The sequence below is a fragment of the Mesorhizobium sp. M1295 genome (assembly GCF_040318135.1).
Lineage (GTDB): Bacteria > Pseudomonadota > Alphaproteobacteria > Rhizobiales > Rhizobiaceae > Mesorhizobium.
The window spans coordinates 151,625-167,836 of record NZ_JAMYLU010000011.1 but is presented as its reverse complement, the minus strand read 5'-3'; the positions used below and the strand labels follow the sequence as shown (position 1 = coordinate 167,836).

The window sequence follows — 16,212 nt, the reverse complement described above, 5'->3', positions numbered from 1 at the left end:
CGCTTACTTGTAGATGAAGCCGACAACGCCGTGATAACGGCCGTTGGGCTTGTCGGTCTGCATGGTGCCGTAGACGCGGTTGACGCGTCCAAGGAACATGGCGGCTCCGTCGCTGGCGGCGTTGAAATTGTCGTCAGGCTTGGCAAGGTCGTTGCGCGCCACCGGCTTCACCAGATAGGGCGTGATGATGATGACGAGCTCGGTCTCGTTGCGAACGAAATCCCTGCTGCGGAAGAGCGCGCCGAGCACTGGAATCTTTGTCAGGCCAGGCAAGCCGTTGACGGCTTGCCTGACATCGTCGCGGACGAGCCCGGCAATCATCATCGAGCCGCCCGAAGGCAGTTCCACCGTCGTGTCGGCCAAGCGTTTGCGAAGCGACAGGGCGTTCATGCCAAGGCTTTTTACGCCTTCGGAATAAGATACTGACCCTTCCGTTGTCGGCTCGGAGACCGACGTCCTGACTTTCAGGCTGATGCGGCCGGGAGACAGCACCACCGGCTGAAATTCCAGGCCAATACCATATTCGATCTTCTCGACTGAATAGGTTTTCAGACCTGTCTGGTTATCGCTGGAGACGGCTTCGGAAACGCCGGTCACCATGTTATATTCACCGCCGACCTTGAAGGTCGCCTTCTCGCCGGATACGGCCGTCAATGTTGGCTCGGCGAGAGTCTTCATGACGCCGGACTGTTCCATGGCGTTGATATAGGCCTGCAGCGTCGAGCTGCTGATAGAGAGGCCCGAGTTCGACAGCGACTTGCCTAAACCGGTGAAATTGTCGCTTAACGCGCTCCAGCTGATGCCGTTGCTGCTGCCGCTGCCGATCATGTTGACGCCGAGCTGCTTCATCACCGAGCGGCTGACTTCGGCAACCGTCACCTTGAGCGTCACCTGGTCGTCGCCGATAATCTGCAGCAGGTTGACGATCTTGCTGACGCGGCGCTCGGTGTCCGGATTGTTGATGTCGACGCCGGCATCGGCGGAGCCGCCGGCAGCGGTCTGCGAATATTGACCCGTGGTCGCTTCGCCGCCTGAGACGAAGATCTCCGCCAGGTCTTGCGCACGCTTGGCGTCCAGCGGAGTGTCAACGGTTCCGGTCAGAACGACATTGTCGTTCAGCAGCTCGACCTTGATCTCCGATGACGGGATGAAGCGCTTGATATAGTCCTCCAGCCCGGCAACATCGCGTTCGACCGCCAGATCAAGGCTGACGATCTGTTCGCCATTCGGGCCAAAGACGAAGATGTTGGTCTCGCCGACCGCCTTTCCGAATAGATAGATGCGCCTGGCGGTGCGGGTCACCGCATCGGCTACCGCGGGGTTGGCAACGAGAATATCGTAGGCATCGCTCGGCAGGTCGATGACCACCGATTTGTTGAGCCCGAGCTTCACTCGCTGGGTGGCCGTCGAGGCTGTGACCCTGGCATTGTTCGCCGCATGGGCATCGAGAGTGCCATACGCATTCGTTCCAAGGAGAAACAGGCCGATCGCCGCAGCCAAGGTGACCGGCAGTTTGGTTTTTAGCTTCATTTCCTCGCCCCCACTTCGGAAACTTCGCCCGACTTGATCAACCGCACCGTTCCGCGCCGACCATTGCCGGAAACCAGGTAGTCGGCCTCCCCCACATTCTTGTCCTGGCTGTCCTTGATTGAGCGCAGTGCCAATGTCAGGCGATCCGCCATCTGCTGAGCGACGGTGATGATCTCGGACTGCTGCGGCGTCAGTTCCAGGGTGGCGGTCTGGCCGACCCTGGTCTTCTTGCCTTCCTCATCCTCCTGAATGGTCTGGTCGATCGCCAGGACGCGAATGTTCTTGAGGATAGTCTCGGTCGTGAAGCCCGGACTACCGCCATTGGCGGTATCGGCTCTGCGGGTCATGATGACGTCGACGAAATCGTTGGGAAGAATAAAGCCACCGGCCGAAGTGTCGGCCGAGATGCTTGTGGCGACAGCCCGCATGCCGGAGGGCAGGATCGACGACATGAAGCTTTGCCCCTCACCGATCAACTTCGAGCGCCGCAACGGCTCGCCGGCATACAGCGCCACGCGCGCGACGCCGCCCTTCAGCTTATCCAGCGCTTCAGGCTCGGCGGCGCGGGTGATGAAATTTGCGTTGATGCCGGCGGACGGCCATGACTCCCAGGAAATGTTGTTCTCTAGCGGACTGCCCATCGGAACATCGCCGGAAAGGACAAGCACGTCCTGCAGCGCGATCGCCGGCGCTTGGGGGCCGGAATCGACAACCGGAGGCGGCGGAGGCGCGACCATGTTCTTCGCGACATAGCCTGCACCTCCGGCCGCGGCTATCGCCACGCCTAGAATAATCAATCGGGATGCTGGCATCTGTCCGAACCTCGCCCTTGGCAAACCACCTGGCCAAGCCGGACTTTGCAGCGGCAATCGTCAAAACAAGGTTAATGTTATACTTACGATCGTGATTAATTTAACGTTTACATAAATTAGAGCGACCAAGCGCGGCCCGAAGGAAAGACGTCGCCAACTCGCCAGGCCCGGCGCAAACGGAGTAACGCAAATCAGCCCGCCAGCCTGGCGAGAGCCCAGGCCATTAACGGCGAGTCCGGATAGGTAAGCAGACCGCCAATGCCAAGCGCAATGCCGTACGGAACACCGGTCGCGTCATCGGCGAAATGGCGCAGGAACGGATTGTGGCTTGTGACGGCGGCAAGCAGCGATTTTCGATAGGCGAGAATGGCAAGCGTCAGCAAGCCGCCTATGAATGTCGAGGCGACGAGATATTCGATGAGATGGACATTCAGTCCCATCCACATGGCAGTGGCGGCCAGAAGCTTCGCGTCGCCGCCGCCCATGCCGCCAAGCGCGAACAGGCCGAACGTCACCGCGAGAACCAGGCCGGCGGCGGCGAAATGCCAGCCATAGGTGGCCCAATCCATGCCGGTCAAAGGCGCTACCAAGGCGAAGACAACCACAAGCAGCACAGGCACGCGATTGGCGATCGTCATCGACAGCATGTCGGAGATCGCGGCAAAAAGCATGCAGAACGGAAAGACGACGAAGATCACGGCTTCAAGCATGGACGCGCGCCTGTGGTCAAATTGTACCTGGCCTAACCTAGGCACATTCTATTAACGACTGATGAGACTTCAAAGTGTTTTGTTACTATAATGCAACAAGGGCCGCAACGGAGCGGCCCCTGTTCTTGAAAAGTGACTGGCCGCGTAGCTTAATTGACGCCGTTGACCTTGCTGGCGATCTTGTCGAACTTGGCGTTCAGCGCGTTGCCGAGCGAGCCGGCGCCAACCATGATGGCGAGCGCGATGAGGGCGGCGATCAGACCGTATTCGATAGCGGTCGCGCCGGATTCGTCCTTCACAAAACGTGCGATGAGGTTAGACATTCGAGCTCCTACTCCAATTGTTACAGCACTTCCGTCAACTTCTCTTGATGGCTGATCGGATGCTGCGAATGTAAGCGGAAGCTGTTTCGATCGGCTTAATAAACAGGCTTACCGATTCCTTTCCCGCTTCGATGACATTGCGTAGTTAACCCAGGACTAAAATACCGGCCACTGGGTCCACAGGCTAACAAAGGGCGCAAAAGGCGCAATTCGGCAAAGAGGTTTGAGCCGTGCCTGCTAGCCCAATGCCGGTTCCGGCTTAATCCTGAACTCCAGCCGCTTAACGGTTGGTTCACCAATCTCGTTCATGTTCTGTTGAACAGTTTGTTGCCGGGGAGCGCCTCAATGGCCGGGCCGAGATCGTCATTTCCAATTGCCGTGGTTCTTGCCGCAGCGGCATTCGCCGTTCCAGCCAAGGCAGGCGCCGGCATCGAGGTCACGATGAACCAGGCAAAGATCGTCAAATTGTCGCGCGCCGCCGATACGATTGTCGTCGGCAATCCGGCGATCGCTGACGCCTCCGTGCAGGACGCATCGACGATCGTACTGACCGGCAAGGGATTTGGCGTCACCAATCTTGTCGTCCTCGATCAGGAGGGCAACCCGATCGTCGATGAGCAAATAACGGTCGTGCGCCAGGCAGCGTCGTCGGTGCGCATCTATCGGCGTGCCGAAGTACAGACCATGTCCTGCGCGCCATATTGCGAAAGCTCGTACAAGAGCGATGCCGAGAAGGCCTCTGAGGCCGAGATGAGCGCCGGGCATTAGCTAGCCGACTTCTCCACCTTTGCGGGAACGCTTCGGTTATTGCCTGGTTAAGGCCTTTCCGCCGAATTTAACGGTCATTCCAACCGGACTTCAATCGGTTCCGACTAATGGTGGGATCCGATGCAGAACTGGAATCGGCGGGTAGAGGACATGAGCAAGGCAGGACGAGCAGGTTTTCCCGGAAGGTTTTTGGGCGACCGACGCGGAAGCACGGCGATCGAATTCGCCATGCTTGCAATTCCATTCGCGCTTCTTGTCTTCGCCATCCTGGAGAGCTGTATTTCATTTGCCGCACAAGAAGTGATGGCAAACGCCACAGACGACATCGCGCGCCAACTGCGTACCGGCCAATTAAGACCGGCCGATGTGTCCGGGACCAAGCTGCGGGATATGATCTGCACCAAGTTGGAGATCATGGTCGCCAAGACCTGTCCCGGATTGCTGGTGGATTTGCGCGAATATCCGACCTTCGCCGATGCGGCGCTGGCCGGTTTCAAGATCCAGGATGGCGACGTCGTGTTGACCAAGGGCACGAGCACACAGACCTTCACCGTCGCACCAGGCCTGGCAGAGTCGAGAAACATGCTGCGGGTTTTTTACAAATGGCCGGTGATGACCGACTTCATGGCCAAGTCGATGGCCAATCTGAAGGACGGCAAAACGCTGCATTTCGCTTCGATCACTTGGCAGAACGAGCCGTTCGACAACTGAACCACCTAGTCGCTTGAAAAGGGCAAAGCCATGATTCGTGCGGGGGCACAGCTGGGCATCGCAGAGATTTGTACAAGAGCAGTCCGGCTTTGCTCGGACCGCCGCGGTATTGCGGCTGTCGAGTTTGCCCTCATCGTGCCTGTCCTGTTGATCATGTACTTTATGACCATGGAAGCCTCGCAAGCCATCGAGACCAGCAAGAAGGTCAGCCGCATCGGCAGCATGGTAGCGGACCTTGTCACGCAGCAGCAGACCATCAAGGCGGCCGATCTCGATGCCATCATCGCGATCGGCAGTTCCACGCTTCAGCCCTATAATCGTTCGAAACCGAAGATCATCATTACGGCGATACAGGTCACGGACGAGACGACGCCGAAAGTCTTGGTCGTGTGGTCGCGCAAAGTAGTCGATGGTGTCTCTAGCGTCGACGCCATCAAGGATTCCGCCACAACGGTCCCGAGCGCGCTCAAGATCAAAGGCACTTTCCTCATTCGGGTCGAAAGCGATCTCGCCTACAAGCCAATCATCACCTGGTCGGCGGATGGCCAAAGCCGGTTTGGGTTGAGCTCGGCCTTCAATTCGATATCGATGGCGGAAACTTATTATCTACGGCCGCGAAGGAGCCCGACCATTCCGTGCAGCGATTGCTGACGCCTGAAGCCCGCTAACCGGGCTGTAGCTATTGCGTGCGGCCGCGGGCCGAGACCAGGTGCACGATGGCCGCAGCCAGCACATAATCCCTCGGACCGGCAACGGCGAACCCGCCGGAGTGTCTCGGCTCCAGAAGATCGTAAATGTCCGGCGCGGCTGATCTGAGATTGGTGAGAAAGACGGTGAGCCGGCGCTTGGCTTCGGGGTCCAGATCGCTGCGGACGGCGTGCGGACCATACCTCAGCAGGCCTGAGGTCCATACGACCTGAAGCGACGATTTCGAGAGCCCTGCGGCCTCGAGCCTCGCCACCGTGCCGCCAGGAGGATTTGGCCGTCCCTCTGCCACAGCCGGGATCCAGCCGAATATGGCATCGGCCTCGCCCTCGACCAGCATTGCTTCAGCTGCGGCAGCCGAATTGGCGTGGGTCAAAAACGGCGCATCTTCCGCCACGTTGACCCCGTCTGCAGCCAGCCCGGCAAGCGGCAACAAAGCACCACCGACGCTGTCGAAAGGCGCCATGACGACCCGATGGACTGCCATGGCCATCAGATCGGGAACCCTCCCGTCGCGCGTCAGCAGTACGGAGCGGATGCCGATGGCGCCGCCGGAATCGAGCGGCGCCGCGAGAGGTTCGACACATCCGCACCGTTCGGAGGCGGCGGCGTAGGCGGTTGCCGAATAGATTGCATATTCGATCCGCGCATTGGCCTGCGCCTCGATCAACGACGTATAGTCGCGGGCAACGACAAACTCCACCTTCATGCCGAGCGCTTTGGTATAGGCGTCGGTCAGCAGCGCCAGACCTGGAACGGTGTTGCCGGCGCCAGGCTCGGCGACGATACCGATACGGAACGTTCCGATATCATCGCGCCAATCGGCACGCGCCAGGTTCGCGCAAGATGCATCCAGCAGCAAGGCCAGTACGGCAGCGAATGCTTTCAGGGCAGGCCTCATGCGAGCTCCATGCCGCGCATTTCGATCGGCAGATCGACCATGCCGCGATTCGTTTCTCCCGGACCAGCACGCCAAGCCGTGCCGTTCGGGTTTCCGAATTGCCAACGGCAGCGCGGAACCCTATGTCTGAGTCAACACCCAGGCAATGATGAACCTTTGATGGCACGCGCCTCCCTTTTTGTCCTTGACTCCTTCGGCATCGGCGGCGCGGCCGACGCCGAACGCTATGGCGACACTGGCTCCAACACGTTCGCACACATCGCGCAGGCCTGCGCGGAAGGCCGCGCCGATCGCGGAGGCCTGCGTGGCGGACCGCTTCTTGTACCAAACATGCTATCGCTCGGCCTCGGCCATGCCGCGGCAACGGCGACGGGTTTCAGGTTCGAGAATGGCGGCAGCGTCGAGTTTGCCGCCGCCTTTCACGGCGCGGCACAGGAGGTTTCGAGCGGCAAGGACACGCCATCGGGCCATTGGGAAATAGCCGGCCTGCCGGTCCGTTTCGACTGGGGTTACTTCCCCGACACGATTCCCGCCTTTCCAGCCGAGTTGACCGAAGCAATGGTGCGTGAAGGGAAGGTGCCCGGCATTCTCGGCAATTGTCATGCCCCCGGCACCGAGATCATCGAACGGTTCGGCGAAGACCATATCCGCACCGGCAAGCCGATTTGCTACACCTCGGTCGACTCCGTCCTGCAGATCGCCGCGCATGAGGTTCATTTCGGCCTGGAACGGCTTTACGACTTCTGCAAGATAGTGCGCGGGCTGGTCGATCCGCTGAATATCGGGCGCGTCATCGCACGACCGTTTATCGGTGAAACCGCCGCCACGTTCGCGCGAACGCATAATCGTCGCGACTATGCCGTACCGCCGCCGGAACCGACGCTGCTCGACCGGCTGACGGCGCGCGGCAGCCGGGTTATCGCAATCGGCAAGATCGGCGACATCTTCGCCCATCGGGGGATCTCGGAAGTCCGCAAGGCTGCCGGCAACATGGCGATGTTCGACAAAGCGCTTGGCGCCATGGAAGATGCCCGCGACGGCGACTTCGTCTTCGCGAACTTTGTCGACTTTGATACCGAGTTCGGACATCGGCGCGACGTCGCGGGGTATGCCGCCGCACTCGAAGCTTTCGACCGGCGCCTGCCGGAGGCATTCGCGCGGCTGAGGCCAGGCGATCTGCTCATTTTGACCGCCGATCACGGCAACGATCCGACGTGGCGCGGCACCGACCACACACGCGAGCGTATTCCGGTTATCGGCACACGGCCGGGTTTCAAAGGCGCGGACATTGGACTGAGGACGACATTTGCCGACATCGGCGAAACCGTGGCCGAACATCTCGGGCTGGCGCCCGGCCCATACGGCACCTCCTTCCATGCCACGATAAGCGGCCATGCCTGAGCTGCCGGAGGTCGAGACAGTCAGGCGCGGTCTGCAGCCGGTCCTTGAAGGTGCCCGCATCGTCGGTGTCGAGGCACGCCGGCCCGATTTGCGGTTTCCATTCCCCGAGAGATTTTCGGAGCGGCTGACCGGCAAGACGATTGCAGCGCTCGGCCGCCGCGCCAAATATCTGACGATGCACCTGGACAACGGCCCGGTGCTGATCTGCCATCTCGGCATGTCGGGTTCGTTTCGCGTCGAAACGGCCGACGAGAGTGCAACACCCGGCGCGTTCCACTATGAACGTTCGAAAAACACCGCTCACGATCACGTCGTCTTCGACATCACATCACCTGCCGGCGTCCGCTCTCGCGTGATCTTCAACGACCCGCGCCGCTTCGGGTTCATGCTGTTTTCGGAAGACGAGCCAGACATGCATCCGATGCTGGCGGGATTAGGTGTCGAGCCTACAGGCAATGCACTGGACGGCGCTCTGCTCGCTTCGCTGCTGAAAGGTCGCAAGTCACCGCTGAAGGCGGCACTTCTCGACCAACGGCTGATCGCCGGGCTAGGCAATATCTACGTCTCGGAAGCGCTTTGGCGGGCCGGCCTGTCACCGCTGCGCAAAGCGGGCACGCTCGCGAGAGCCGGCAAGAAAGCCAGAGAACAGAGCGAACGCATGGCCGAAGCAATCCGCTCGGTCGTCGCCGACGCGATCGCCGCCGGCGGCTCGTCGTTGCGCGATTATATGCAGACCGATGGATCGCTGGGCTACTTCCAGCATTCCTTCGCGGTTTATGATCGCGAGGGCGAGGCCTGCTCCAAGCCTGGTTGTGGCGGACACATCGAGCGTATCGTGCAAAGCGGTCGCTCAACCTTCCACTGCCGGACCTGTCAGGCTTGAAACACAAGCGAGGAGGAGCAAGCATGGGCTATGAAACCATCATCGTCGAGACCCGCGGCAAGGTCGGGCTGATTACGCTGAACCGGCCGCAAGCGCTCAATGCGCTGAATTCACAAGTGCTGGCGGAACTGGTTGCGTCGGTGAACAGCATGGGCGCAAATGCCGACATCGGCGCTATGGTCATCACTGGTTCGGAAAAGGCTTTCGCCGCAGGTGCCGATATCAAGGAAATGCAGTCGATCTCCTATGTGGATGCCTATCTGCAGGATTTCTTCGTCGGCTGGGAGGAATTTACGCGGGCACGAAAGCCGATCATCGCGGCGGTGGCGGGCTACGCTCTGGGCGGCGGCTGCGAACTGGCGATGATGTGCGATTTCATCATCGCCGCCGATACCGCCAAGTTTGGCCAACCCGAGATCACGCTGGGTGTCATGCCCGGCATGGGCGGATCGCAGCGCCTGACCCGCTTCGTCGGCAAGTCGAAGGCGATGGATATGTGCCTGACGGGGCGAATGATGGACGCAGCCGAGGCCGAGCGTTCCGGCCTGGTCTCGCGCGTCGTGCCAGCCGGCGAGTTGATCGAGGAAGCGCTTAAGGCAGCGGCCAAGATCGCCGGTTTTTCCTTGCCATCGGTGATGATGGCGAAGGAGGCCGTCAACCGCGCCTATGAGACGACGCTCACCGAGGGCCTGCGGTTCGAGCGCCGGCTGTTTCATTCGCTGTTTGCGCTGGACGACCAGAAGGAAGGCATGGCGGCCTTCACCGGCAAGCGGAAGCCGAATTTCACGAACCGATGAGATGACGAAGGCACCGGCCAAAAAGAAAGCGCCGCAGCGTTGACGCGCCGGAAAAGCTGAACTATAAGCCGCACCAACCGAGGCGGCCCTGTGGCTGCCCGTTTGTTTTTTGCGCCCCGCGGTATCCCGCAAGCGCCCACCAGATCAGAAGAGAGGCACCATGGCCAATACCTCCTCGGCCAAAAAGGCAACGCGCAAGATCGCCCGTCGCGCAGCGATCAACAAGAACCGTCGCTCCCGCGTCCGGACCTACATCCGCCAGGTCGAAGAGGCGCTCGCGGCTGGCGACAAGGCGGCCGCACAGGCTGCCTTCAAGGTGGCCGAGCCGGAATTGATGCGGGCCGCGACCAAGGGCGTGGTGCACAAGAACACTGCATCGCGCAAGGTGTCGCGGCTGGCCCAACGGGTCAAGGTGCTGTCGGCCTAATATACCTTTTCCTGAACTGCGCTTCTTCAAACCCGGCCGATCGCGCCGGGTTTTTTCGTTTGCCGGCAAGTACTTAAAAGAAAGCCCGCAAAACGGCGCTCCGCGTGCATTTCAAAGTTCGAAATGCTTTGCCGGCATATACATGCCCGCTGATATTCGCAGCCTTCGAAACCGCCAATGCGAAAATTTCCGAGCGTCACAGATTACCGTTTCTTTTCAGCAGTTTACAGATGGTGATCCACAGCTTGTTCACATCGGCTGCGGTCGATAGGCGACAATTGGCTGTCAAGTGAATTATTTCAGAAAATTTCGCGTTGTGTGGCCTTTTTCATATTCGCCGGAAAAGGGTTTGAATCACAATGGCTTTGTCAAAATCAACTGTTGCGGCATGGCGTCCGAACCGTCCCTTGCTAGTCAGATTCCTTAAAAATCCGTTAGGGGTGGCCTTGCCCTATCCACAGCGATTTCGGTAATGTCTGTCCATCGAAGGGACGGGCCCTTGGCCCTTGACCAGCCTGAAACCGGCCAGCTCAAATTGGCAGAGTTTACAACGCGGATTCAACTCCGCGGACAGGGTTGGTTTGTCTTTTTGATACGGTAGGGGACTGGCGTAATTGTACATGGCAGGTCGACGGTGCGCCGGCGTTTTTCGCCGGACGGCATTTTATTGCCCTGACATGACCAAGGCGGATCGGCACTTCGGCGCCGGACCGATAACGAGGCGATTCATCAGCCGGCGGTGGCGATGGTGTCGCAGCGAAGACACGGTCGCCGGAAACATGGATGCAGGAGGCGCATCCCCGGCGGAAAACAGGTACAAGAGACAAGGAACTCGATCATGCAGAGCGGCGGCATCGAAAGGGAGCTTACGGGCGACCTCCCATTTCCTGGAACGTTAATCGGAAGGAACGACATGGCGGCTTCCAATGAAGCTGAACAGAAGTTCGATCGGGTCAAGGCCCAGCTGAAGGCGCGTCTGGGAACCGAGGTCTATTCGAGCTGGTTCGGGCGCATGAAGGTCGCTGAATCCTCCAAGGGCATTGTCCGCATCTCGGTGCCAACCGCATTCCTGCGTTCATGGATCAACGGCCACTATCTCGATCTCATCGCCGAGTTGTGGAAGCACGAGGATCCGGAGATCCTCAAGATCGAGATCGTCGTTCGCACCGCCACACGCCAGGGCCGCAACAGCGTCGAGCCGGAAGTGGCCCCGGCACGCAAGATGACCAGGCAGACGCAAACCGCTCTCTCTGCGGGCACGGCGAGCCCCAGCAGGGTCGAGCGGGTCCCGGCACCCCGCCCAGGAATGCCGGCAGAGACAGAGTTCCGGCACAATGTGCTCGGTTCGCCGCTCGATCCACGCTACACTTTCACCTCCTTCATCGAGGGACCATCGAACCGAGTGGCTTTTGCCGCTGCCAAGGCGGTCGCGGAATCACAGTCGAGCGCGGTGCGCTTCAATCCGCTCTTTCTTCACGCGACGGTTGGGCTGGGCAAGACGCATCTGTTGCAGGCGATCGCCGCAGAATCGCTGAAGCAGAACCCGAAATCGCGGGTCGTCTATCTGACGGCTGAATATTTCATGTGGCGGTTCGCCACCGCGATTCGCGACAACAACGCACTGACGCTGAAAGAACAGCTTCGCGACATCGACCTTCTCATCATCGACGACATGCAGTTCCTGCAGGGCAAGTCGATCCAGCATGAATTCTGCCATTTGATCAACATGCTGCTCGACAGCGCCAAGCAAGTGGTGGTCGCTGCCGACCGGCCGCCGTCGGAATTGGAGTCGCTGGAGCCGCGCGTCCGCTCGCGCCTCAACGGCGGCGTCGCGCTGGAAATGTCGGCCCCGGATTTCGCCATGCGCATCGGTATGCTCAAGCTCAGGCTTGCCACCGCCAAGCTCGACGATGTGTCGCTCGATATTTCCGAAGAGATCCTCAATCACGTTGCCCGCACGGTGACCGGCAGCGGGCGCGAGCTCGAAGGTGCCTTCAACCAGCTTTTGTTTCGCCAATCCTTCGAACCGCAGATCACCATCGACCGCATCGACGAGATCCTTGGCCACATCTATCGTTCCGGCGAGCCGAAGCGGGTGCGTATCGAGGACATTCAGCGCATCGTCGCACGCCATTACAACGTGTCGAAAACTGAACTTCTGTCCAACCGGCGCACACGCACCATCGTCAAGCCACGGCAGGTCGCCATGTACCTGTCGAAGGTGATGACGCCGCGCTCGCTGCCGGAGATCGGGCGGCGTTTCGGCGGCCGTGACCATACGACGGTGCTGCATGCCGTGCGCAAGATCGAGGATCTTTCAGGCGTCGACAACACACTGGCGCAGGAACTCGAATTGCTGAGAAGGCTGATCAACGACCAGGCCTGACGGCGCGAAAAACGCCGGCTCGCGGACTTCGGCCTTTTTATCCCCAGAAAGCCCGTGCAGCCGGCCCGAACCGGTGGCGCGGGCTTGCGTTTGCCGGGTTTTTCCTGTCAGTTTACGCAGATTCTGAGCCTGTTCAGACCTTTCGCGGGGCGCCGCTTGCCGGAGACCCGTTCATTCATTCAAGCGAGCCTGTTTCGTCATGCGTGTTATCCTGGAACGGTCAAATCTCCTGAAGTCGCTCAACCATGTTCACCGCGTGGTCGAGCGGCGCAACACCATTCCGATCCTGTCGAACGTGCTGCTCAGCGCCGAGGGGGCCAGCCTTGAAATGAAGGCGACCGACCTCGACCTGGAGGTGACCGAAGCAACGCCGGCAAAGGTCGAGCGTGGCGGGGCGACGACGGTTCCGGCGCATCTGCTCTACGACATCGTGCGCAAGCTTGCCGACGGCGCGGAGGTGGCGCTGAAGACCGACGAAGACGGCAACGCCATGACGGTGACGTCGGGGCGCTCGAGCTTCCGCCTGCAGTGCCTGCCGCAGTCCGACTTTCCCGAGCTTTCAGCCGGGTCGTTCTCGCATATTTTCCGGCTCGATTCCCTCGGGCTAAAGGGCCTCATCGAGAAGACCCAGTTCGCCATCTCGACCGAGGAGACGCGCTATTATCTGAACGGCATCTATCTGCACACGCACGAGGCTGGCGGCAAGCTGAAGCTGCGCTCGGTCGCGACCGACGGCCATCGGCTGGCGCGCGCCGAGATCGACGCACCAGCGGGCTCCGAGGGCATGCCTGGCGTCATCATCCCGCGAAAGACGGTCAGCGAGTTGCAGAAGCTGGTCGACGACCCCGACATTGCGGTGACCACCGAGCTGTCGGACACCAAGATCCGTTTCACCATCGGCAGCGTCATCTTGACCTCCAAGCTGATCGACGGCACTTTCCCGGACTACCAGCGCGTCATTCCGACCGGCAACGACAAGAAGCTGATCATCGATCGTCAGAGTTTCGCCGCTGCCGTCGATCGCGTTTCGACCATTTCGTCCGAACGCGGCCGGGCTGTAAAGCTTTCGATCGCCGAAGGCCAGGTCACGCTTGCAGTCAACAATCCGGATTCAGGCAGCGCCACCGAAGAACTGGCAGCCGACTATTCGTCCGATCCGATCGAAATCGGCTTCAACGCCAAATACCTGCTCGACGTTGCCGCGCAACTGACCGGCACGGAGGCGAAGTTCATGCTGGCGGATGCCGGATCCCCGACACTGATCCACGACATGGCCGACGAGACCGCGCTCTACGTGTTGATGCCGATGCGGGTGTAGGGCCCGAACGAGGCCATCTGCTGTCGTGACCAGATTTGCAAACCCACGGCAGACTTACATAAGTAAGCTTACACTTACGAATTTCCGCAATTATGCGGCGTTGGCAATCGACCTTGATCCCGGCGCTGTGGTTTTCTCCGGCGACAATGGCGCCGGCAAGACCAATCTGCTTGAAGCGATCTCGCTGCTCACGCCAGGCCGCGGCCTGCGCCGCGCACCCTATGCCGAGGTGGCGCGCGAAGGCGGCGACGGTGGCTTTGCGCTGCATGCCCGGCTTGACGGGCCGGACGGCCAGGTCGAGATCGGTACCGGGATTGCAGGCAGCGACAGCGAAGGCGGCAGGCGGGTGCGGATCAACGGCGCGGCGGCGCGCTCAGCCGAAGACATGCTGGAATGGCTGCGCGTGGTCTGGCTGACACCGGCCATGGACGGCCTGTTCCCCGGGCCAGCCGCCGACCGTCGGCGCTTCCTCGACCGACTGGTGCTGGCGATCGACCCCGGCCACGGCCAGCGCGCGCTTGACTACGAAAAGGCAATGCGCGGCCGCAACAGGCTGCTCGCCGACGGTTCGCGCGACGGTGCCTGGTTCGATGCCATCGAGATGCAAATGGCGGAGACCGGCGTGGCAATTGCCGCGGCGCGTGCCGAACTGGTGCGCCTGCTCGCCGCCATGATCGACCGTCTGCCCGGCGACGGACCGTTTCCGCAAGCCGACATCGGCATCTCGGGGGAACTGGAAGGCGAAGTCGGCATTTCGCCGGCCGTCGACGTCGAGGAACGGTTCCGTCGTGCGCTTGCCCAAGGGCGCGACCGTGACCGCACCGCCGGACGCACGCTCGACGGCCCGCACCGTTCCGATCTCGTGGTGCGCCACCGGCCCAAGGCAATGCCGGCCGAACTCTGCTCGACCGGCGAGCAGAAGGCGCTGCTGGTCGGCATTGTCTTGTCGCATGCACGGCTAACCGGCGAGATGTCGGGCATGACGCCGATCCTGCTGCTCGACGAGATCGCCGCCCACCTCGACGGCGGCCGGCGCGCGGCCTTGTTCTCGATCCTGGAGGAACTGAACTGCCAGGCTTTCATGACCGGGACCGATGCCGCGTTGTTTGACAGCCTCAAGGGACGCGCGCAGTTCCTGATCGTCGATCACGGCAAGGTCAGGCCGACCATCTGAACTTCGTCCATGACGCATTTCTGAGCCGCATGCATTGACGCCTGACAAGTTTTTTCCTCCGTTATATGGTCCGGCGATGATCACAGCCGCCCTCACCGACGAAGAGCTCGAACGCTACGCCCGCCACATCGTGCTGCCCGAAATCGGCGGCGCCGGCCAGCAGCGGCTAAAGCGGGCGCGGGTGCTGGTCATCGGCGCCGGCGGGTTGGGAGCGCCGGTGCTCGAATATCTCGCCGCCGCAGGGATTGGCACACTCGGTATCGTCGACGACGACATCGTTTCGCTTTCCAACCTGCAACGACAAGTGATCCACGCCACGGGCGATGTCGGCATGGCGAAAACCGACAGCGCCAAGGCGGCGATCATCCGCATCAATCCAAACGTCGTCGTGGAAGAGCACAATTTCAGGCTGACCGCGGACAACGCCCCTGCCCTCATCGCCGATTATGACATCGTCGTTGACGGCTCCGACAATTTCGAGACGCGCTACGCCGTGGCCGACGCCTGCGCCGCCGAAAGCCGGCCGCTCGTCCATGCCGCCGTTGGCCGCTTCGACGGCTCGGTGACGGTGCTGAAGCCGTTCGAAACCGGTCCGGACGGCACGTTGAACCCAAGCTACCGCGATCTTTTTCCCGAAGCGCCGCCGCCGGGACTGGTGCCGTCCTGCGCGGTGGCCGGCATTGTCGGTGCGCTGACGGGGGTCATCGGCACGCTGCAAGCCATGGAAGCGATCAAGCTGATCACCGGGATTGGCGAGCCGCTGGTCGGGCGACTGCTGCTCTACGATGCACTGGCGGCACGCTTCGACACGATCCGCTACAAGCGGACTCACCGGTGAGCCTGCCTGCCGACGTTTCCATTGTGCAGCTTGCGGCCGATTTCGACCGTTGGGACGAGGTCTTGGCACTGGTCATGCGCGCCTTCGCCTTCATGGAAGGCGTTATTGATCCGCCGTCCTCGGCGCATCGGCTCACTGTCGAAAATCTTAGGGCTAGAGCGCTGGAGGAGACTGGATTCCTGGCGCTGAAGGAAAACGAGATCGTCGGTTGCGTCTTCGTCGTGAAGCGCGCAGACGACCTCTATATTGGAAAGCTCGCGGTTGTGCCGACTCTTCAGGGCCAAGGCATCGGAAAGCGGCTGATGCAGGCTGTCGAAGATCTTGCCCGTAGCCACAACCGGGCCGCCATCGAGCTCCAGACCCGGGTCGAACTGACCGGAAACCACACTGCCTTCGCCCGACTCGGCTTTCGCGAAACCGAACGGACAGCGCACAAGGGCTACGACCGGCCGACCTCAATCACCATGCGCAAGGTGCTTTCGTAAGCCAACACTATCCAAAGACGAACGAGTGGCTGCCGCGGCAAGG

General features: G+C 60.8%; 17 protein-coding genes. 12 read left to right on the top strand and 5 right to left on the bottom strand.

Going from position 1 to position 16,212, the window contains the following annotated elements:
* Positions 1-3: 3 nt before the first annotated feature.
* The 4 genes from NKH29_RS17455 to NKH29_RS17440 all read right to left on the bottom strand — a co-directional run bounded on the left by NKH29_RS17455 (position 4) and on the right by NKH29_RS17440 (position 3,375).
* Positions 4-1,530, bottom strand: a complete 1,527-nt coding sequence (locus NKH29_RS17455; protein WP_352641454.1) for a type II and III secretion system protein family protein — start codon at positions 1,528-1,530, stop codon at positions 4-6.
* Positions 1,527-2,342 (bottom strand): Flp pilus assembly protein CpaB, encoded by an 816-nt coding sequence (cpaB, locus tag NKH29_RS17450; RefSeq protein WP_023719535.1) that lies wholly within the window; start codon positions 2,340-2,342, stop codon positions 1,527-1,529. Before cpaB ends, NKH29_RS17455 begins: the two co-directional genes overlap by 4 nt.
* Before the next feature lie 191 nt (positions 2,343-2,533).
* Complete coding sequence (locus NKH29_RS17445) at positions 2,534-3,052, bottom strand: A24 family peptidase (RefSeq protein ID WP_023719536.1); 519 nt, start codon at positions 3,050-3,052, stop codon at positions 2,534-2,536.
* Between the two features lie 149 nt (positions 3,053-3,201).
* The gene (locus tag NKH29_RS17440; protein ID WP_023719537.1) at positions 3,202-3,375 is read right to left on the bottom strand and encodes a Flp family type IVb pilin; all 174 of its coding nucleotides are present in this window, start codon (positions 3,373-3,375) and stop codon (positions 3,202-3,204) included.
* 345 nt (positions 3,376-3,720) lie between these two features.
* Between NKH29_RS17440 and NKH29_RS17435 the strand changes: the two genes are divergently transcribed.
* From NKH29_RS17435 to NKH29_RS17425, 3 genes are all read left to right on the top strand, one after another.
* Positions 3,721-4,143 (top strand): pilus assembly protein N-terminal domain-containing protein, encoded by a 423-nt coding sequence (locus tag NKH29_RS17435; RefSeq protein ID WP_023719538.1) that lies wholly within the window; start codon positions 3,721-3,723, stop codon positions 4,141-4,143.
* A 150-nt stretch (positions 4,144-4,293) separates the two neighbouring features.
* Positions 4,294-4,854, top strand: coding sequence for a TadE/TadG family type IV pilus assembly protein (locus NKH29_RS17430; RefSeq protein WP_031194173.1), 561 nt, complete (start codon positions 4,294-4,296; stop codon positions 4,852-4,854).
* 30 nt (positions 4,855-4,884) lie between these two features.
* Positions 4,885-5,505 carry a TadE/TadG family type IV pilus assembly protein gene (locus tag NKH29_RS17425; protein WP_023719540.1) on the top strand — a complete coding sequence of 207 codons (621 nt, stop codon included), beginning with the start codon at positions 4,885-4,887 and terminating at the stop codon, positions 5,503-5,505.
* Between the two features lie 28 nt (positions 5,506-5,533).
* Here the strand turns inward: NKH29_RS17425 and NKH29_RS17420 are convergent, their stop codons facing one another.
* Positions 5,534-6,460 carry a phosphate/phosphite/phosphonate ABC transporter substrate-binding protein gene (locus NKH29_RS17420; protein ID WP_023719541.1) on the bottom strand — a complete coding sequence of 309 codons (927 nt, stop codon included), beginning with the start codon at positions 6,458-6,460 and terminating at the stop codon, positions 5,534-5,536.
* 159 nt (positions 6,461-6,619) lie between these two features.
* On the opposite strand from NKH29_RS17420, the gene NKH29_RS17415 reads away from it, so the two are divergent.
* The 9 genes from NKH29_RS17415 (at position 6,620) to NKH29_RS17375 (ending at position 16,169) form a co-directional block, all read left to right on the top strand.
* Positions 6,620-7,861: a phosphopentomutase gene (locus NKH29_RS17415; RefSeq protein ID WP_352483230.1), complete on the top strand. Its 1,242-nt coding sequence runs from the start codon at positions 6,620-6,622 to the stop codon at positions 7,859-7,861.
* A complete protein-coding gene (gene mutM / locus NKH29_RS17410) occupies positions 7,854-8,744 on the top strand; it encodes a bifunctional DNA-formamidopyrimidine glycosylase/DNA-(apurinic or apyrimidinic site) lyase (RefSeq protein ID WP_352641450.1) in 891 nt (296 codons plus the stop codon). The genes NKH29_RS17415 and mutM overlap by 8 nt, the downstream gene beginning before the upstream one ends.
* Before the next feature lie 23 nt (positions 8,745-8,767).
* Positions 8,768-9,541 (top strand): enoyl-CoA hydratase, encoded by a 774-nt coding sequence (locus NKH29_RS17405; RefSeq protein WP_023719544.1) that lies wholly within the window; start codon positions 8,768-8,770, stop codon positions 9,539-9,541.
* Positions 9,542-9,701: 160 nt separating this feature from the next.
* The gene (gene rpsT / locus NKH29_RS17400) at positions 9,702-9,968 is read left to right on the top strand and encodes a 30S ribosomal protein S20 (protein ID WP_023676922.1); all 267 of its coding nucleotides are present in this window, start codon (positions 9,702-9,704) and stop codon (positions 9,966-9,968) included.
* 838 nt (positions 9,969-10,806) lie between these two features.
* Positions 10,807-12,354, top strand: a complete 1,548-nt coding sequence (dnaA, locus tag NKH29_RS17395) for a chromosomal replication initiator protein DnaA (RefSeq protein ID WP_031194174.1) — start codon at positions 10,807-10,809, stop codon at positions 12,352-12,354.
* A 199-nt stretch (positions 12,355-12,553) separates the two neighbouring features.
* On the top strand, positions 12,554-13,672 hold the full coding sequence (gene dnaN, locus NKH29_RS17390) for a DNA polymerase III subunit beta (RefSeq protein WP_023719546.1): 1,119 nt from the start codon (positions 12,554-12,556) through the stop codon (positions 13,670-13,672).
* A 25-nt stretch (positions 13,673-13,697) separates the two neighbouring features.
* Positions 13,698-14,846 (top strand): DNA replication/repair protein RecF, encoded by a 1,149-nt coding sequence (gene recF / locus NKH29_RS17385; RefSeq protein ID WP_352483231.1) that lies wholly within the window; start codon positions 13,698-13,700, stop codon positions 14,844-14,846.
* Positions 14,847-14,922: 76 nt separating this feature from the next.
* Positions 14,923-15,684 (top strand): molybdopterin-synthase adenylyltransferase MoeB, encoded by a 762-nt coding sequence (locus NKH29_RS17380; RefSeq protein WP_352641448.1) that lies wholly within the window; start codon positions 14,923-14,925, stop codon positions 15,682-15,684.
* Positions 15,681-16,169 (top strand): GNAT family N-acetyltransferase, encoded by a 489-nt coding sequence (locus NKH29_RS17375; RefSeq protein ID WP_352641446.1) that lies wholly within the window; start codon positions 15,681-15,683, stop codon positions 16,167-16,169. The genes NKH29_RS17380 and NKH29_RS17375 overlap by 4 nt, the downstream gene beginning before the upstream one ends.
* Positions 16,170-16,212 lie beyond the last annotated feature (43 nt).